The sequence below is a fragment of the Corynebacterium sp. genome, from assembly GCF_030152825.1.
Lineage (GTDB): Bacteria > Actinomycetota > Actinomycetes > Mycobacteriales > Mycobacteriaceae > Corynebacterium.
This window is the reverse complement of sequence record NZ_JASLIP010000035.1, coordinates 24507-42907: the sequence shown is the minus strand read 5'-3', so window position 1 is coordinate 42907 and position 18401 is coordinate 24507. Positions and strand designations below refer to the sequence as shown.

Below are 18401 nucleotides of genomic sequence, written 5' to 3'. Positions count from 1 at the left end.
GCTTGTTCCTCTTGGCTGTTTAGACGGTGTAGTCGATGATGACGGGGGCGTGGTCGGACGCGCCCTTGCCCTTGCGTTCGTCGCGGTCCACGCGCCCGCCCTCGGGCTTCAGCCCGCGGGCGTACTGCAGGTCGATGCGGATGCCTTCGTTCTTCTGGAAGCGCATGGCCTGGTAGTCCCAGTAGGTGTACTGGTCGGCGATGAGCTCCGTGGCCTGGATCAGGCCGGCGTCCTCCAGCGCGGTGAGCCGCTTGCGCTCGTTCGGGGTGACGTGGGTTTTGCCCTCGAACCAGCTGCGGTCCCAGACATCCTCGTCGCGGGGTGCGATGTTGAAGTCGCCGGTCAGCACCAGCTTTTCCGCGGTGCCGTCCTCCCCGGTGGTTTTTGCGTAAGCTGCCAGCGCATCCAGCCAGGCCAGCTTGTAGCTGTAGTGCGGGTCGCGGATTTCCCGGCCATTCGGCACGTACAGGCTCCATACCCGTACGCCGTTGCAGACCGCACCGATGGCGCGGGCCTCCTGGTGCTGCGGCGCGTTGAGGTCCTTATCGAAGCCGGGCTGACCGAACTCGGTCTGCACGTCCTCCAGACCCACCCGGGAGAGGATGGCGACCCCGTTGAAGGAGTGCAGGCCGTGGTGGGCCTGCTCGTAGCCGGTGTCGCTGAAGTCCGGGAACTGCTTATCCGTGCACTTGGTTTCCTGCAGGCACAGCACGTCCACGCCGGAGCGTTCCAGGAAGGCTCGGACCCGGTCTTCGCGGGTGCGGACGGAGTTGATGTTCCAGGTGGCGATGCGCATAGATGACAGCCTACTGAAGCCTGCGGACACGCCCTGCACGGCGGGGCGTTCTCTTGGTTCTGCGGCCGCCGTCCGCCCAGCGCGCCCCGCTTTAGTCCAGTTGCAGGCTGCGGTGCCGGTGGTGCTCGGAGAATCCCAGGTCGTGGTACAGCCCGCGCCCGGCGGTGTTGCTCTCGATGACCTCCAGGTAGGCCTCCGCAGCACCGTGCTGCGCGCCCCAGTGCAACAGTGCCCGCCCCAGGTGGGTGGCCAGCCCGTGGCGCCGGAACTCCGGCAAAACCTCCACCGCGGAGTAGCCCAGGAAGGAGCGCCCGCCCTCGGTGCTGGTGATCGTCGCACGGGTGATCGCGGCTAGGGTCCCACCAATGCGGACCTGAGCGAAGCCCAGCGTGCCGTCAATGCGCTTGCGCAGCAGCTCCAGTGCGTGTTCGGGCAGTGGCTGGCCACGGAAGTGGTAGCGGGAGAGCCACTCCTCGGTGGGCTGGTCCAGCACCTCGATCTCCAGGGGCTGGCCCGCGAAGTTGGGGTGCACCAGGCCCGCGTCGCCGCTGAGCGCCGGGGCCTCGCCGAGGTCGTCCAGCTCCCGCGTCATCACGAGGATCTCCGGCCCACGCGTGCCCTCCAGGTTCTCCGCGGTCCGCCCGATCTGGTCCGGCACCATGAGCGCTGCGGGCAGCCCGTGCTGGGCATAGAAGGCCTTGATCCCCTCCACCGGCACCGGCTGCAGCGCGGCATTGGGGCCCAGCGGCACGGCGGTGTTGGAGCGCTCGGTTATCCCGTCGCCCGCGCGGCACAGCCAGCCTTCAACCCAGGCGTTCTCGGTGCCGGGGAAGGCTTGCGCGATGGCTTGCTCGACCGCCCGGATGTCGCTGTTGCGAACCGGCTTGGTGCTCAAGGTTTTTAGGACGACGACGCTGCCCGCCGCGATTGCCACCGGTTCCTGTGTGGCTGCCCCGGGCTCCCGCTTCCGGGGTGTGGGGCGGACGACCAGCGGATCCACGCTGAGCAGCGTGCCGATGACGTCGCTGACCTCCGGCCGACCGGATTCGGCGAGCCGGCCCGTCACCCGGCGCACCACGACCCGCACGCCCTGGCGTACCGATACCGGGTCGGTGCGGCGGGAAAGTGGGAAGTCCAGGCCGGGGACGCGCCGGGCGCCGGCGGCCGCGGCGACGAGGTCGGTATCCACCTCGTGGGGCGTGGTCGCGTTGTCAGCTGCGGCGTGTGTTCCTGGGTGTTGTGCGGAGTGATCCTTCATGGCGCGGCTAGCTAATCCTTAAGCTTCGGCCGAACCGACGTCGTCGTGCCCGAAGGGGTCCTTATCGACCCCCGGCAGCCAGGTCCGGTTGCCCTCGACGTTCCAGCCCTCGGCCTTGAAAGCCTTCTTCGCGGCGCGCTTGTTCCGGCCGATGAGGGTGTCGGTGTAGAGGAAGCCGTCCAGGTGGCCGACCTCGTGCTGCAGGCAGCGGGCAAAAAAGCCGTAGCCTTCGACGGTCACGGGCTCGCCGTTCTCGTCGATGCCGGTCACGCGCGCCCAATCGGCGCGGCCGGTGGGGAAGGAGTAGCCGGGGACGGAGAGGCAGCCTTCCTCGTCCTCGTATTCATCAGGCATGGTTTCCGGGATTTCGCTGGTTTCCAGCACCGGGTTGATGACGGTGCCGCGGCGCATCGGGCCACCCTGGGCGGCGATTTCTTCTTCGGTGCGGGGCTCGCCGTTGGGTCCGTCGATATCTGGGCAGTGGTAGACGAAGAGCCGCTTAGGCGCCCCCACCTGGTTGCCTGCCAGGCCAACGCCGTGGGCGCGGTCCATGGTTTCGTGCATGTCCGCGATGAACTTCTTGAATTCCTCGGTGGGGACGCCGTTGGCGTCGAGGTCTGGTTCCCCGACCTTGTTGGTGGGGTTGTGCAGGACGGGATCGCCAGCGATGACGATGGGCAGAACAGTCATGGCGACCATTTTAGGGTGCGTGGCGCTTAAGGGCCGAAGTGCACTAGCTTTATGGGCATGCCAGCCTCCGTGAATCCCGAAAACTCTGCTCTGAGTGAGCGGGAGCGCGCCATGCTGGAATTCGAGCGGCAGTGGTGGCGGCACCCGGGGGCGAAGGGGGAGGCGATCCAGGATCGTTTCGGGGTCAAGCCGGTGCGCTACTTCCAGCAGTTGAATCGGCTGATCGAGAAGCCGGAGGCCCTGGACTTCGATCCGGTTCTGGTGCGCACTCTGCTGCGCCGCCGGGAGGAGTGAGCTCTGGGGTGGCGCGGCCGGTGGCTGACGTGCGGGCACGGCGATGCAGGGGAGTGAGGCTCCCGGAAAGCGTGGGCTTCTCGGCGCGCCGCTGCCGTGGCGGGTGTGACTGTAGTTAAGATTTGTGTCGTGACTGATTCGAATCGACCACGCCATTCCCTCGACGAGAACTTCGACGACGACCGCCCCCTCAACCTGGAGCCGCAGCACGGCGCCCACGAGGACCCGGTCGACGCCGAGTTCGAGGACGCGGAATACTCCGACTACGACGCCGACGGCTACGACGATGGCTACGAAGGTAGCTACGGCGAGCACGAGGACTCTGCCGCTGGCTACGCGGGCCACCACGACGGTGACTACGGCGAGCACGGTGACTACGACGAGTACGCAGAGTACGAGGATTACGACGACGAGTCTGCCGCCGCAGCCCAGCGCCACCACGAGGCGGGCCGCCGACGCATCGGCGGGGCCGCGGTAGCTGGCGCAGCCGGTGCCGGGGCAGCCGGTGCCGCTGCCGGCGAACCGGGCGGCCAGGTTGGCGCGGAGGCCCGCTCCGGCCAGGGGCTGCCCCTGCGCGGCCTGGCGATGGTGCTCATCGCCATCGCCATCGCACTGATCGCCTGGGGCGCGGTCAGCTTCGTCAACGGCAACGACTCCGAGGACGGCAACGTCCAGGCCGGCCAGGAGGGCGAGGACACCAGCAACCTGAGCCCCGCCGAGCAGGCGCGCCTGGCCAAGGAGAAGGAAAACGCCGAGCGTCAGGCAGCCCGCGAGAAGGCCGCCAGCGACGCAAAGGCCGAGGCAGAAAAGAAGGCAGAGGCCGAGAGGAAGGCCGCCGAGGACGCCGAGAACGCCGAGAACCCAGGGGAACTGAGCGACAAGGACCGCGAGGCCACCCACGTCACCGTCCTGAACAACTCCCCGATCGAGGGCCTGGCCGGGCGCACCGCCGACGGCCTGCGCGGCGAGAAGTGGGACGCGAAGTCGATCGGTAACCTGCCGGATTCCGCGTACGTCTTCCGCGAATCCGTCGTGCTCTACCCGGCCGGGGACGCGAAGGCGAAGGCCGCCGCCGAGCAGATCGCCAAGGAACACGGCCTCGAGACCCGCGAGCGCAACCGGGAGATCGACGATTCCCTCCGCGACGTCCAGCTTCTGGACGGCCCGCCACCGGGCGCCGTGATTGTTGTCACGGTGGATGACATGCCTCGCTAGGTGATCTGCAAGGATAGGGGGATAGAACGCGCCGGGGTTCCTTACCCCGGCTTCACGCGATAGTCGCACCACGCAGCGCCGCCGGCCCTGACCGCCGTGCTGTGCCGAGCGAAGGGATGATTGGGCCGATGGACTTTCCCGGATCTGAACCCACCGTTGGACTCGAGTGGGAGGTTGCCCTCATCGACCCGGAGACCCTGGACCTGGTGCCCCGGGCTGGCGAGCTGCTCGCCGTCATGGACGAGGTCTACCCGGGCCACCGCGTGACCCGCGAGTTTATGGCCAACACCGTGGAGATGGTCACGGGGGTGCACGAGGGTATCCCTGCCGCCGTAGAGGACCTGCGCGAGCAGTTGCTGCAGCTGCTGGACTGCGCGGAGCGCATCGGCGTGGAGCTCTTCTCCGCGGGCACGCACCCGTTCACCAACTGGGGCGACCAGGAGATGAGCGACAAGGGAAGCTACCGGGAGATCATCAAGCGCACCCAGTACTGGGGCCGGCAGATGATCATCTGGGGCATCCACGTGCACGTGGGCGTGGGCTCGAAGGAGAAGGTCTGGCCGATCATCAACGCGGTGATGACGCACTACCCACACGTGCTGGCGATGTCGGCCTCCTCCCCGGCGTGGGAGGGGCTGGATACTGGCTATGCCTCGAACCGCACCCTGCTCTATCAGCAGCTGCCGACCGCGGGCATCCCTTATCAATTCACCTCCTGGGATGAGTGGGAGGAGTTCAACCGCGATCAGGACTTTTCCGGCGTGATTAACCACACCGGTTCCATGCATTTCGACGTCCGCCCGTCCAAGTACGGCACCATCGAGGTTCGCTTTGCGGATTCCACGATGGCGATCTGGGAGGTCGCGGCCATCAGCGCGTACCTGCACTGCCTGGTCGTGTACTTCGAGCGGATGTACGACGCGGGCGAAGAGCTGCCGAGCCTGCAGCAGTGGCACGTGGCGGAGAATAAGTGGCGCGCCGCCCGCTATGGCCTGGATGCGGAGATCATCATCGATCGGGAGACCACGGAGCGGATGGTCACCGACGAGCTGCGCCGGTGGGTGGAGGAGCTCTCCCCGCTGGCTGAGGAGTTGGGCTGCAAGGCTGAGCTGCAGGACGTGCTGCGCCTGATCGAGACGGGCGGGGATTATGCCCGCCAGCGCGCGGCAGCTCGCGCGGCCGGTGCCGCGCTGGAGCCGGGGGTGCGCACCCGAGGGGATGCGGGCGCTGAGGAGGGCTTCACCCAGCCGCGGGCGTGGCGCGCGGCGGTGGAGCTGACGGCCCGCACGCTGCAGGAGACCGCCCGGGACTAGTTCGCAGCTGCCATTAGCTGCCGCCGGGGCACCGAGCTATTGCTCCGCCACGGGCGCTCGCTCATGCCATGCACCCGGCTCCGCGCCCCGCATCGCACAGCCCCGGATCCAGCGCACACAGCACAGCGCCCGTGGCTGCCATCGAAAGTGGCAACCGCGGGCGCTGAAATCACTGGTGAGGCGCTGGGTTTTTGGAGTTGTGCGGCCGTCGCGTGGCCTTGTTGGTTTCGCTGCTTCCTAGCGGCGGTGCAGCAGTGCTGCGGCGGAGCACAGTGCGTTGGCGATCGAGGTATCGCGGTCCGCACCGAAGCCCACGGCCCAGGTCCGCTTCCCGTTATGAGTGGCGAAGATGAAGGTCGCGGTGGCTTCGAAAATTTCGTACTGGTGGAACATCAGGATCTCCACGGCCAGGTCGTGATCAGCCAGGATCTCGGACATCGCGGAGGATGCGCCCATCGCGGTGATGGACACCCGGGTGCCCTGTTGGTCAGCGCGCAGGCCGCGGATGCTGATCTCGTACAGGCGCTTGCCCGCGGACTTCCGCTGGGAGCGCAGCTGCTCCACCTGGATGTCGTTGGGGGAGTAGGAGCGCCGGAAGGTCTTCCAGTCCATGCCGCGGGCCTCGCCGCGCATCGCCTTGGGCAGTCGCTGCCCGAAACGGGAGCGGAATGGGTCCTCGGCGAAGGTGCGGGTGCGCTGGCGGCGCTTCTGGATGCGCGTCTGAGTTTGCGCGTTGAAGGTGATGGAGTTGGAGCGCAGCGCTGGGGTGGTGGTGTAGCTCTTGTGCTCTCGGCTGCTGGTCTCCGGCTTTGCAAAGCGAATCAGTGTGGTGCCCATGGTCACTCTTCCTCGTTGTGGTCGGTCCTGGTGGCGCTTGGCAGTTGTGCCTGTGCCTGTGCGCCGGTTGTTCGGTTCGTGGACCGACTCTTAAGCGTGTGCGCTTGTTACCCCGGTGGTGGAGGGGTCAGTCCGCGCCTCCACCCGGGTTGGGTACTCGCTTAAGAGGAATTGTGATCATGGGCATGAATATATCCCTTTCTTTTCACCCCCGCGAGTTGTTCAACAGCTTTTAGGCCCAAATGGGGGTGCAGTAGGTGGGATATAGCGTCTCATAACGTGAGACGCAGCCCGGGGTGTGTTCCCACGGACCGCATTCACTGTTCCCCGTCCTTCCTCTTATTTAGGACGTCACCAGCCTCACGCCTGACGCTCAGCTCTGCGGGATATGCAGCTTCTCCCAGGCCTTCCATCGTGGGGAGGGTTCCAGGAGCTGGTTCTCCTCGCCACTATCGAAGCGCTTGCCGTCGAAGACCTGGATGTGCCGGGCTGGGTCGGCCTCTTGCGTGGAGTTCGTCTCGGTAGCGCTCTGTGTGGCGGCTCCCGTGGTGCCTGCATCACCCCGGTAACGCTCGAAGCCCGGGTCGAGGTCGTGGAGGAACTTCCGCCAGCGCCCCAGCATGGCCTCGCTGGTGCGGTTCATCTGCTTCGCCCCGCCGAGCGCGAGGGCGAGCTTGCCTCGGCTGGTGTCCACCCGGCGGAACAGCAACGGCAGGTCGAGGGCGTGGGTCGCACCCATGCCGCTGAGCTCCAGGGAGGGGGTGGTCATATCCAGCCGGTAGAACCACACCTTGCCCGTCGGGTGCTGCTCGGCCAGGAGGTAGGCCGGGGCCACGAAGATCGCGTGCCCGGTGAACTCACCGACGGCGGAGCGGCGCTGGAAACCCTTGTAGTGCTGGAGGAGTTCCTCCACGTCCGTGCTCACGTGCTCGGCGAGCGCGACGGTGCGCGACCACTGGTGCTTGGTGCGCAGCGACTCCCAGCGCATGAGCCGGTACTCGTCGCGGTTATATCCCACGAGCAGCGGCAGGTCGCGCTGCGCGCCCTTGGCCAGCGGGTGCTTGGGCAGCACGTCGCCGTCGACGATGGGGGCGAAGGGGCCGGAGACCCCCGGTGCGTAGCGGAGGTTGTGGGCCACGAGGGCCTCGGTGATCTCGCCCAGCTCGGTGGCGGTGGCGCCGAAGAGGTCATCGATGCTGAGGCCGCCGGTTGCGGGGGAGGGGTCGGCGCTCGCGCCTGTGGACTTGGCCTCTGCCTTTTCCGCGCCCTTGCCCTTTTGTTTGGTCTTAGCCTCGTCCTTCTCGACGAGCCCGCGGATCCGGGCGAGCTCCGCCACGGCCTGCTCGCGCCAGTACTTGGCATTCTCCGGGGTGTGCACCATGGCTCCCGCGGGGGATTGGGCGATCGCGCCGGCGATCACGCCCTCCAGGGCCGGGCTTGTCATCAGCGCGGTGACCATCGCCCCGCCCGAGGACTCGCCGAAGATGGTGATGCGCTCCGGGTCGCCGCCGAAGGCGCGGGCGTTGGCCTGGATCCACTTCAGGGCCTCGATGATGTCGGAGAGCCCGGCGTTGGTGTCGATGCGCTCGTCGTCGAAGTCCTCTCCGAAGAAGAGCTGACCGAACATTCCGAGCCGATAGTTCACGCCCACGTAGATGGAGTCCGTGGCCTGGGCGAAGTGCTCGCCGGAGCGTTGCGGATCGGCCGCAGAGCCGTGGACGTTGCTGCCGCCGTGAAGGTGCACCGCGATGGGTCGGCGCGCAGTGGCGTCGATCGCGTGCTCCTTATTAATAGGGGCTGTTGCGTTGCCCGCGTCCGTGGCAGGTTCCGCGCCCGTAACGGTGTCCGCCTCCGTGGCGCTGTCCGCGTTCGTCGTGTTGTTGCCCCGCGACGTGCCGCGCGGCACGACGACGCTCAGCCACAGGCAGTCCTCGGAGCCGATCCAGCCGGTGGCCTTGTTGCGGAACTGGTAGCAGTACTCGCCGTCCGCCCGGGCCTCGAAGGTTCCCTCCCAGGGATCGATGGGTTCGGCCCGGCGGAAGCGGTGGGGCCCGATGGGCGGCTGGGCATAGGGGATGCCACGGAATGCCGCGGCGCCGGTTTCCGCGTGACCCTTGATGCGGCCGGTGGTGGTCTGGACGGTCCAGAAGTCACCGGGCCTGGGGCGCTGGCTCACGCCCGCCTGTCCGATACTTTCCTTCTTTTCAGGGCCGCCCATCTTTCCTGCACCGACCGTGTTCGCGGGCTCCCTCTTCGCCCCGCCTGCTACGGATTCCGCCATCGCGCTAGTTCACCTCAGCGGCCGTGCGGGCCAGGAAGAGCAGCTGCGCGGCACCGACGGACTTAATCTCGGTTGGGTCCACGGATTCATCGGCGGAGTGGATGCGGGCCTGCGGCTCGGCCAGGCCGTAGAGTGCCAGCTCCGCGCCCGGGTGGGTAGCAAGCAGCTTATTGGTCAGCGGGATGGAGCCGCCGGAGGCGACCTCCGCAATATTCATGTGATCCTTGCCAGCGGCCGCGGCGTAGGAGTCACCCAGTGCGCCAGCCAGGCGCTGCAGGGCCGGACCGGTCAGGTCAGCGCTGAAGGGCTCGGCCAGGGACTCGCGCTCGATGCTCATCTTCGCGTTCGGGGCGTGCTTCTCCAGGTGGGCGACCAGCAGGTCCTGGCACTCCTTCGGGTCCATTCCCGGCGGCACGCGCAGGCTCACCACGGCCGCGGACTCGGCCGGCACGGCGTTGACCGCGTCCTTGACCGGCAGGGCGTCGATTGCGGTGACGGTGATCGCCGGGCGGGCGACGGTCAGGTCGTTGGGCTTCAGGCCCTGATCGGCGCCGTAGACGTCCACGCCGTCCAGCACGCCGGCGTCGCGGCGGAAGGTGGCCTCGTCCGGGCCCACGCCCTCCCAGGTGGTGCTCGGCGCCAGGCCTTCGACGGCGACCAGGCCCTTCTCGTCGTGCAGGGTGCTGAGCAGCTTGATCAGCTCCACGGTCGCATCCGGGGCGGCACCGCCGAACTGGCCGGAGTGCAGCGGCTGTTCCAGGGTCTGCAGGCGGACAGTGACCGCCGCGGAGCCACGCAGGGCGGTGCAGAGGCTTGGCACGCCCACGGAGTCGTTGCCGGAGTCCGCGATGAGGAACACGTCCGCGGCGAAGAGCTCCGGGCGCTCGGCCAGCAGGTTCTCCAGGCCGTAGCCGCCGCGCTCCTCGGATCCCTCCACGACAACCCGGATGCCGACCTTGTTCAGCACCGGGTACTGCTCGGCGAGCTCGTTGAGGGCACGCAGGGTGCCCAGGTGCATGCTCACGGAGCCCTTGCAGTCCGCGGTGCCGCGGCCGTACCAGCGGCCGTCGCGCTCGGTCAGCGTCCATGGGTCGGAGCTCCAGGCGTCGACGTTGCCGGCGGGCTGGACGTCGAAGTGGCTGTACAGCAGGACGGTGGGGCAGCCGTCCTCCGGCTGGCGAAGGCCGATGACGGACTTCGATCCGTCGGAGGTCGGGTAGGCCTCGACGGGAACCCCGACCTCGCGGAACTGGCCGACCACCCAGTCCGCGGCGCCGTCGTTGTGCTCCTGGAGCTCAGGGACGGAGTGGATGGACTGGAAAGCGATGAGTTCGGTCAGCGCGTCCTTAATAAAGGGCAGTTGTGCCTCGAGGGCTGCGCGGGCCTCGTTCGGGGTAGGAATTGCGTTAATTGTCATGGGGTCCAGGGTAACGCTTTTCCCAAAGTTGCGAATATTGCACTCAAGGGGTGTGAGTGCTAAAAACGGTGTTAGCACTTGCACTTGTCGAGTGCCAGATGAACGAACGATCGAGTTCAGTGAGGACGGGTGGAGCGGCACTCTCCCGTCCGTGCCGTCGCGGGCGCTGGATTCGACCCGCATGTGTCGCACAAACTCTAACGGAGGATCTGAAGCCTAATGGCGAAGATGATTGCATTCGACGAAGAGGCCCGCCGCGGTCTTGAGACAGGCCTGAACACCCTGGCTGACGCCGTCAAGGTCACCCTGGGTCCGAAGGGGCGCAACGTTGTCCTCGAGCGCAAGTGGGGCGCACCGACGATCACCAACGACGGTGTGACCATCGCTCGCGAAATCGAGCTGGAGGATCCGTACGAGAAGATCGGTGCGGAACTGGTCAAGGAGGTCGCGAAGAAGACCGACGACGTCGCCGGTGACGGCACGACCACCGCTACCGTTCTGGCTCAGTCCCTGGTCCGCGAGGGCCTGCGAAACGTGGCTGCCGGCTCCAACCCGATGGGCATCAAGCGCGGCATCCAGGCTGGTGTCGCGAAGGTGACCGAGCACCTGCTGGCGAACGCCAAGGAGATTGAGACCCAGGAGCAGATCGCTTCCACCGCTGGCATCTCCGCTGCGGATGAGGAGATCGGCAAGCTGATCGCCGAGGCTATGTACAAGGTCGGCGATGGTCAGCTGAACAAGGACGGCGTGATCACCGTCGAGGAGTCCAACGCTTTCGGCGTGAACCTCTCCGTCACGGAGGGCATGCGCTTCGATAAGGGTTACATCTCCGGCTACTTCGCTACCGACATCGAGCGCGGCGAGGCTGTCCTGGAGGATCCGTACATCCTGCTGGTTAGCTCCAAGATTTCCAACGTCAAGGACCTGCTGCCGCTGCTGGAGAAGGTCATGCAGTCCGGCAAGCCGCTGCTGATCGTGGCTGAGGACATCGAGGGCGAGGCACTGTCCACCCTCGTTGTGAACAAGATCCGCGGCACCTTCAAGTCCGTTGCTGTCAAGGCTCCGGGCTTCGGTGACCGCCGTAAGGCTCAGCTGCAGGACATCGCGATCCTGACCGGCGGCCAGGTCATCGCCGAGGAGGTCGGCCTGAGCCTGGAGACCGCCGACCTGCCGCTGCTGGGCACCGCCCGCAAGGTTGTTGTCACCAAGGATGACACCACCATCGTCGATGGTGCTGGCTCCAAGGAGCAGCTGGAGGGTCGCATCAAGCAGATCCGCCAGGAGATCGAGAACGCTGACTCCGACTACGACCGCGAGAAGCTGCAGGAGCGCCTGGCTAAGCTCTCCGGCGGTGTGGCCGTCCTGCAGGTCGGTGCTGCCACCGAGGTGGAGCTGAAGGAGCGTAAGCATCGTATCGAGGATGCCGTGCGTAACGCGAAGGCTGCTGCCGAGGAGGGTATTGTTGCCGGCGGTGGCGCTGCGCTGGTGCAGGCCGCACACGTCCTGGAGGATAACCTGGGCCTGGAGGGCGACGAGGCAACCGGCGTGCAGATCGTGCGCGCGGCCCTGGCTGGCCCGCTGAAGCAGATCGCACGCAACGCTGGCCTGGAGCCGGGCGTTGTTGAGGATAAGGTCAACAACCTGCCTGCCGGCGAGGGCCTGAACGCCGCCACCGGCGAGTACGTGGACCTGCTGGCTGCTGGCATCTCCGACCCGGTGAAGGTGACGCGCTCTGCACTGCAGAACGCTGCCTCCATCGCTGGTCTGTTCCTGACCACCGAGGCTGTGGTTGCGGATAAGCCGGAGCCGGATGCTCCAGCTATGCCGGACGCTGACGCCATGGGCGGCATGGGCGGCTTCTAAGCCCCGCTTCTGAATCCCTAGGGCTTTGTTGGGGCTTCTTGCGCCCCTCGTCGCCGGGGGTGAGCGGTAATAAGGGCCTCCTGCTGGGAATCCTGGTGATTTCCGGCAGCAGGCCTTTACGCGTTCCAGGGGGAGGAGCTCGGGCGGGAGGATCCTCGCATTGCGGGACTGAGCCGCCCTGCGCGGTGTTCTGAGGCGCGTTGCGTTGGTTCGAGAGGTGCTTCGCTGAGCGCGTGGTGTGTCGAGCATCCGCGCTCAGGAAAACTCAGGAAAGTTGAAAGCTTAACCTAAATTTTTATTGGAATTACTTTTCATCTGCATGGCCCGGGCCTTAACTGGGAGGGATTTCCTTAGGTTAATTGCAGGTTAACCAGCGGTTATGATCGACTCGGCAAACTGCGAATGCCTATGAATGTGACCCTTTTCACATATTGGCAGAAGGTTGTTATCCTCTCTTGACATAAGTATTCCCTGTGCCATAATCGGTGACCGTAACGCACTCAGCGTTGATCCACTGTAGGTCCCGTGAAAGTGGCGGGGCTGTCACACTTTTCGAGGAGTTCACATGAACGTCGACATGATCACCACCGTTCTGGACGACTTCGCCACCTTCTGGAGCAACATCTGGAAGGTCCTGAAGCCGATCTTCGAGCTGGCTAACCCCGAGGAGAGCTAAGCCCTATTGAGAGCTAACTAAGCTCTCGTATCGCTAGATTCGAGCGATAGTTAATGCCCCGCCAGGCGGGGTCCTCTAAAAATAGTTTCACCACTCGCCAAGGGGCGAGGGGACCTACACTCTAGGAGTTTTCATAATGGAGAACGCAGCCACTTTCTTTGAGACCATGGCCAACGTTGCTGACTGGGTCAGCGCTCTGTCCAGCCTGATCGGCCTGCTGCCGAACTTCCTCCAGGCACTGGGCTTCTAATTTAAGCCTCGCCCAGAGCGACCAAACCCCGCCACCGTCACGGTGGCGGGATTTTGCTTTGCCTAGAGCCTTGCTGCGCTCACCACCGTGCTTCAGGCGAGTCGCATGGCCTGCGCCGAGCTGCGATTTCTGGCGGCTGTTAAGGGGAGGTGGGGCCCGCCCCCGGGTCTGTTAAGCAGTAGAATAGAAGGCGTAGAAGTTTTACTCACTAGGCCGAAAAACAGGTGCACAGCATGAGCAATACCAACGAAGAAGACATGCACTTCGTCGACCTCGCGTCCACCGAGGGGTACATGGTGGATGACTCCGATGAAGACGACCCGGTACTGATCACCCCAGACGGCGAGCGCGTCGACACCTGGCGCGAGGACTATCCCTACGAAGAGCGCATGAGCCGTGATGAGTATGAGCACATCAAGCGCGCTCTCCAGATCGAGCTGCTGAAGTGGCAGAACTGGACCAAGGACACCGGCCAGAAACACATCATCCTCTTCGAGGGCCGCGACGCCGCCGGTAAGGGCGGCTCCATCAAGCGCTTCAACGAGCACCTCAACCCCCGTGGTGCCCGCACCGTCGCCCTGGAGAAGCCGACCGAGCGGGAGTCCACCAGCTGGTACTTCCAGCGCTACATCCAGCACTTCCCGGCTGGCGGCGAGATCGTCTTCTTCGACCGCTCCTGGTATAATCGCTCCGGGGTGGAGCGCGTCATGGGCTTCTGCACCCACGCGCAGCACGCCGAGTTCATGCGCGAAGTGCCGATGCTCGAGAACATGATCATGGGCTCGGGCATCTCCCTGACCAAGCTGTGGTTCTCCGTGACCCAGAGGGAGCAGCGCACCCGCTTCGCGATCCGCCAGGTGGACCCGGTCCGCCAGTGGAAGCTTTCCCCAATGGACCTGGCATCCCTGGACCGCTGGGATGATTACACCCGCGCGAAGGAGGAAACCTTCCGCTACACGGATACCAACGAGTCCCCATGGATCACCATTAAGTCCAATGACAAGAAGCGCGCCCGCATCAACGCTATGCGTTATGTGCTTAGCAAGTTCGAATACACCGACAAGGACCACGAGGTCGTGGGCCAGCCGGATCCGCTGCTGGTCAAGCGCGGCCGCGACCAGATCGGCGACTAACACGCGTGACCGGCCCCGAGGAACCCGCGGGGCGGAGCCGCACCCGGGGTGGAATCCCGGGCTAAGCACAAAGGAGGGCCTTACCTGGGACCTCCTTTTTCCTGCCTTCTACGGCGCCAGTTCCGCGACGATGGCCGCGGCAGGTCCTGGTCGGGTGAGGTGATAGTTCTCCCCGGCCCATAGGTTCAGATACTCCCGGTTGCCGGCCTTATCCGCCTCGCCGCGCAGGCCGGAGGTCAGGTAGTGCAGCTCCGGGTACAGGCTCGGGGCCAGCGACTGGAAGCGGTCGGTAAAACTGTTGCGGATCGCACGCGCTGGCTTGCCCGTGAACGCTGTGGTGATCACGGTGGGGCGCCCCTTGAGTGTCTGCAGCGCTTGCTGGTGCGTCTTCTTCGTTCCCGCCTCCGCGGCCAGGAGGAAGCGGGTACCCACCTGGGCGGCGACCGCGCCGTGCTCCAGCACCTCCGCCACGTCCTGCTTGGTCGCGATGCCACCGGCGGCGATCACCGGCTTAACGGTGGCCTCCTTCGCATGTGCCAGCAGCTCGGCGAGCGAGTACGCGCAGCCCTCCTCCGGGGTGGAGAGCACCGTGCCCCGGTGGCCACCGGCCTCCTTGCCTTGGAGCACGATGGCGTCGCATTCCGTTGCTGCCAGATGCTCGATCTCCTCCGGGGTGGTGGCGTTGAGCACCACCAGCTTCTGCTTGCTGTGCAGGGCATCCACGACCTCCTGGGTCGGGTAGCCGAAGGTAAAAGACACCACCTTGGCAGCAGAGGTGAGCGCGATCTGCACCTTCTCCTCATAGTGATCATCGGAGTTGTAAGGGGCGTCTGGAAAAGAAGCCGGCACAGCCGAGTAAGTGCCCACCTGTTCGCGATAACGCTGCCAACTACGCAGCTCCGGGGCGGAGAGGGTCGAGTGGGGCGGTGGGGAGAAGATATTGACCCCGAAGGGTTGGGTAGTGAGTTTCTCTATGGCTGCAAGGCGTTCGCGGAAAGCATCGGGGGAGAGGTAGCCCGCGGCCATCATTCCGAGCCCGCCGGCATTGGATACGGCGGCAACGAGCTCCGGGGCGGAGGGGCCTCCGGCCATGGGGGCCAAGACGATGGGGCGTTGCAGGGTGAGGAACTCAGTCATGAATGCTCTCTCCAGCGGGTTAGCGGCTAAGGTTCGCTATCCACGTTAGCGCGGTAGCGGCAGCAAACATCCCCACCACGGGTTCTTCCGTGACGGGGCGGGCTCTGTGATGGGGCGGGCCCGCGAAGAGTGGTGGTTGGGGGCGGGCGCTCAGAATGTAGTGAAGGTCGGACCAGGTTGTGGCTTTTGCAGAGTTTGTGGTCGGATTTTGGGTGTTTGGCGACCATAAACTCTGCAAAACCGCGCGTGCGGGGAGCTTTTGCGAAGGCTGGAGGCCTAGAGCGTCGGGCGAGGGAGGTGATCCGAGCTCGGGGTCTGCTGTTGTTTCGAGGCTTCTTCGCGGCTGCCCCGCAAGAACTTTTCGATCAACAGGATGGTGATTGGGAACTCCGCGACCATGAATAGGACGATCAGGATAGTGAGCCTGGTGCCGCTATCCAGCGCTGAGAACTCCGCTGGCGGTGCGACAAGAAGGTAGATGAAGGCGGCGGCAACCACCGCGAGGACAGTGATGAACGCATGTTTCTTTATGGAGATGCAACCTTTAGCTCTGTCGCTCAGGGCCTTGACCCTTCGACGTTAGCCTCGCCAGCAGCGCAGAAAGCTTTTGGCGGGAAATCTAAAGTGAATTTTGGATAACGACACTCCCGCCGCCGGTGGCTGAAAACCACCCGCAGCGGGAGTAATGGGGGAGTGCAAGCGATCTCAGCGTTTAGGCCGGGTTCGTGGTCTCCTCGCCGTTGACGATGATCGTGCGGCCGGCATCGCGCCAGCCGATGGAACCATTGGACACGTTGATCGCGTCAATTCCGTTGAGCTCCAGCCACTGGCAGGCCTTCGCCGAGCGGCCACCAGACAGGCAAATGATGTACAGGTCCTGGTCCAGGTCCAGCTCACCGTAGCGCAGCTGCAGCTCGGACAGCGGGAGGTGCTCCGCGCCCTTGGCGTGCCATTCCGCGAACTCATTGGCCTCGCGGACGTCCACCAACTGGACACCCTCCGGGACGTCTTCTGCTCTCATGGATTCAAAGTCACTCATGCCCGTCATGCTACTAGCCGCGCCCCGTCTACCCCACGGCGGTGGGGCAGCCCGTACGTGCAAGGGGCATGAGCCCCCGCGCATGCAAAAGCGCCCGCCCCACAGCAGGGGAGCGGGCGCAATAACTCAGAAAGCCGCCGCAGCTCGCGGCATGACCTCTGAGCTCTTATTTCTTGGCGCGCTCGATGGCGTCGGCCAGGATCTTCTCCGCGTCAGCAGCGGTGCCCCAGCCCTCGCCGCGGGCCTCCTTGCCCGGCTCGAGGTCCTTGTAGTGCACGAAGAAGTGCTCGATCTCGTCCTTCGTGAACTGGGAGATGTCGTCCACGTCCTGGTACTGGTCGAAGCGCGGGTCGTCTAGCACGCAGAGCAGCTTGTCGTCGCCACCGGCCTCGTCGGTCATCTTGAAGACACCAACCGGGCGGGCCTTGACAACCACGCCTGGGAACAGCGGCTCCGGCAGGATGACCAGCGCGTCCAGCGGGTCGCCGTCCTCGCCGAGGGTGTTGTCGATGAAGCCGTAGTCAGCCGGGTACGCCATCGGGGTGAAGAGGTAGCGGTCCAGGTGAACCTTGCCGGTCTCCTCGTCGATCTCGTACTTGTTGCGGGAACCCTTCGGGATCTCGATGGTGACTTCGATGCTCTGAGCCATAACTCGCGCCATCCTTAAAATCGGTGTCTGTTTAAAGCGCCTCGTGGCGCCTGACGTACATGCAGGCCCCATCCTAGTCGCAGGATAAGGTGGAACCTACTAACTCGCCCGCCCCTGCCGCCCACACATTGTCAGGATTTAAATTTTGGAAGCTGAGAAGAAATCCTCTTTCCGCCGCTGGCTCCTCGCGGTGGTGGCGTTCCTCGTGGTCGCCGCCGCCATTATCGCTGGCGCGGTGGTTCTTTCCCAGCGCCCCCATTATGACGTCGCCCCCGCAGCGCTTCCCCGTCCTGACGAACCAGTAATGGTTGAGGCCAGCCCGCCTGCCGCCCCGGTGGACTTGACCGAGGTGAAGAAGGCGGCGAAGGACCGGCAGCTGGGGCGCCTGTCCGCGGAGATCACCGACCTGGAAACCGGTGAGGTGCTCTACGCCAACAACGAGGGCAAGCACCTGGTGCCGGCCTCCTCGACGAAGGTGTACACCACTGCCGCGGCCCTGCTGGCGAAGGGGTCGCAGGACCGGCTGCCGACCTCCGTGGTCAAGGGTGGCCCGGGCGAGCTGATCCTCGTCGGGGAGGGGGACATTACGCTTTCCCGCAAGCCCGGCTCCGGCTTCTTCACGGATGCACCGGCGATCAGCGAGCTGGCGGACCAGGTGCGCCGCGCCCTGCCGGCCGAGGAGCTGAAGAAGATCAGCAAGATCACGGTGGATAACTCCATGCGGGAGAAATCCACCTTCCACAATAGCTGGGACCTCGTGGAGATCGGGATGGGCAACGTGACCTTCCTGGACTCCGTGATGATCGACGCCGGCCGCATCATCCCCACCGAGAACTACTCCGCCCGCAGCAACACCCCAGCCCGGGACGTGGCCCAGGCGCTCGCCGAGGACATGGGGCTGGGGGAGAAGCTGAAGACTAAGAAGCTCAAGTTGGATGTCTCGGATGATCCTGTGGGGCCGGCCCACCCAACCGCCGAGGAGTCGCTGGGCCAGGTGCTCTCCGCGCCGCTGAGCACCCGCCTGCGGGACATGATGCTGCACTCGGACAACATGCTCGCCGAGGCCATCGGCCGCGAGGTGGCGATCAGCCAGGACCTGCCGGGTACCTTCAAAGGCGCGACCGAAGGCGTGCTCAAGGTGCTGAAGGATCACGGCGTGGACACCGAAGGAGCGGTGCTGCACGACACCTCCGGCATGAGCGAAGACAACCGCCTGAGCGCCCGCAATCTGAACTCCGCGCTGGGCAGCAAGAAGCTGCACGTCCTGCAGCAGGACCTCCCGGTCGCCGGTGCGGAGGGCACGCTGCGCAACCGTTACCTCGCGGGCAGTGGGGCCGAGGACGCCGCCGGGTGGGTGCGCGCGAAAACCGGCACCCTCGACGGGGTCAACGCCCTGGCCGGCACGGTGGTCACGAAGTCCGGCCGCCCGTTGAGTTTCGCTTTCCTGTCCAACACTCCCGCCGACGTCGGCGACGGGCGCGAAGCCCTCGACCGGCTGGCCGCCGCCGTGTACCGGCTCTAGTTCTATCGGCCCCGGCCGCGCCGGGTACCCG

Annotated in this window: 16 protein-coding genes; 6 read left to right on the top strand and 10 right to left on the bottom strand. The window is 65.4% G+C overall.

What is annotated here, in order from left to right; all coding sequences use genetic code 11:
* Positions 1–19: 19 nt before the first annotated feature.
* The 3 genes from Q1V78_RS04080 to Q1V78_RS04070 all read right to left on the bottom strand — a co-directional run bounded on the left by Q1V78_RS04080 (position 20) and on the right by Q1V78_RS04070 (position 2744).
* Positions 20–796: an exodeoxyribonuclease III gene (locus tag Q1V78_RS04080; protein ID WP_300611924.1), complete on the bottom strand. Its 777-nt coding sequence runs from the start codon at positions 794–796 to the stop codon at positions 20–22.
* A 91-nt stretch (positions 797–887) separates the two neighbouring features.
* Entirely contained in the window at positions 888–2054 is a 1167-nt protein-coding gene (locus Q1V78_RS04075) for a GNAT family N-acetyltransferase (protein ID WP_300611921.1), read from the bottom strand.
* A gap of 18 nt (positions 2055–2072) precedes the next feature.
* Positions 2073–2744, bottom strand: a complete 672-nt coding sequence (locus Q1V78_RS04070) for a peptide deformylase (protein ID WP_300611918.1) — start codon at positions 2742–2744, stop codon at positions 2073–2075.
* 57 nt (positions 2745–2801) lie between these two features.
* Here Q1V78_RS04070 and Q1V78_RS04065 point away from each other — a divergent pair, with 57 nt between their 5' ends.
* The 3 genes from Q1V78_RS04065 to Q1V78_RS04055 all read left to right on the top strand — a co-directional run bounded on the left by Q1V78_RS04065 (position 2802) and on the right by Q1V78_RS04055 (position 5566).
* Complete coding sequence (locus tag Q1V78_RS04065; RefSeq protein WP_041628622.1) at positions 2802–3038, top strand: DUF3263 domain-containing protein; 237 nt, start codon at positions 2802–2804, stop codon at positions 3036–3038.
* Between the two features lie 129 nt (positions 3039–3167).
* Complete coding sequence (locus Q1V78_RS04060; protein ID WP_300611911.1) at positions 3168–4253, top strand: LytR C-terminal domain-containing protein; 1086 nt, start codon at positions 3168–3170, stop codon at positions 4251–4253.
* Between the two features lie 128 nt (positions 4254–4381).
* Positions 4382–5566 carry a glutamate--cysteine ligase gene (locus Q1V78_RS04055; RefSeq protein WP_300611908.1) on the top strand — a complete coding sequence of 395 codons (1185 nt, stop codon included), beginning with the start codon at positions 4382–4384 and terminating at the stop codon, positions 5564–5566.
* Between the two features lie 237 nt (positions 5567–5803).
* Here the strand turns inward: Q1V78_RS04055 and Q1V78_RS04050 are convergent, their stop codons facing one another.
* The 3 genes from Q1V78_RS04050 to Q1V78_RS04040 form a co-directional block, all read right to left on the bottom strand.
* Positions 5804–6403, bottom strand: coding sequence for a hypothetical protein (locus tag Q1V78_RS04050; RefSeq protein WP_300611905.1), 600 nt, complete (start codon positions 6401–6403; stop codon positions 5804–5806).
* Between the two features lie 373 nt (positions 6404–6776).
* Positions 6777–8684: a carboxylesterase family protein gene (locus tag Q1V78_RS04045; RefSeq protein WP_300611902.1), complete on the bottom strand. Its 1908-nt coding sequence runs from the start codon at positions 8682–8684 to the stop codon at positions 6777–6779.
* Between the two features lie 4 nt (positions 8685–8688).
* Complete coding sequence (locus tag Q1V78_RS04040) at positions 8689–10101, bottom strand: dipeptidase (RefSeq protein WP_300611900.1); 1413 nt, start codon at positions 10099–10101, stop codon at positions 8689–8691.
* A 219-nt stretch (positions 10102–10320) separates the two neighbouring features.
* Between Q1V78_RS04040 and groL the strand changes: the two genes are divergently transcribed.
* Both groL and ppk2 read left to right on the top strand, forming a co-directional pair.
* The gene (gene groL / locus Q1V78_RS04035) at positions 10321–11964 is read left to right on the top strand and encodes a chaperonin GroEL (RefSeq protein ID WP_300611897.1); all 1644 of its coding nucleotides are present in this window, start codon (positions 10321–10323) and stop codon (positions 11962–11964) included.
* Positions 11965–13123: 1159 nt separating this feature from the next.
* Entirely contained in the window at positions 13124–14023 is a 900-nt protein-coding gene (gene ppk2 / locus Q1V78_RS04030) for a polyphosphate kinase 2 (RefSeq protein WP_300611894.1), read from the top strand.
* A 108-nt stretch (positions 14024–14131) separates the two neighbouring features.
* Here ppk2 and Q1V78_RS04025 read toward each other — a convergent pair whose 3' ends face one another.
* The 4 genes from Q1V78_RS04025 to Q1V78_RS04010 all read right to left on the bottom strand — a co-directional run bounded on the left by Q1V78_RS04025 (position 14132) and on the right by Q1V78_RS04010 (position 16848).
* Positions 14132–15160, bottom strand: coding sequence for a nitronate monooxygenase (locus tag Q1V78_RS04025; protein ID WP_300611891.1), 1029 nt, complete (start codon positions 15158–15160; stop codon positions 14132–14134).
* Positions 15161–15436: 276 nt separating this feature from the next.
* Positions 15437–15658 (bottom strand): hypothetical protein, encoded by a 222-nt coding sequence (locus Q1V78_RS04020; RefSeq protein ID WP_300611888.1) that lies wholly within the window; start codon positions 15656–15658, stop codon positions 15437–15439.
* Between the two features lie 214 nt (positions 15659–15872).
* Complete coding sequence (locus tag Q1V78_RS04015) at positions 15873–16199, bottom strand: rhodanese-like domain-containing protein (RefSeq protein ID WP_300611885.1); 327 nt, start codon at positions 16197–16199, stop codon at positions 15873–15875.
* 166 nt (positions 16200–16365) lie between these two features.
* Complete coding sequence (locus Q1V78_RS04010) at positions 16366–16848, bottom strand: inorganic diphosphatase (RefSeq protein ID WP_012360941.1); 483 nt, start codon at positions 16846–16848, stop codon at positions 16366–16368.
* A 145-nt stretch (positions 16849–16993) separates the two neighbouring features.
* Between Q1V78_RS04010 and dacB the strand changes: the two genes are divergently transcribed.
* On the top strand, positions 16994–18370 hold the full coding sequence (gene dacB / locus Q1V78_RS04005; protein ID WP_300611879.1) for a D-alanyl-D-alanine carboxypeptidase/D-alanyl-D-alanine-endopeptidase: 1377 nt from the start codon (positions 16994–16996) through the stop codon (positions 18368–18370).
* Positions 18371–18401 lie beyond the last annotated feature (31 nt).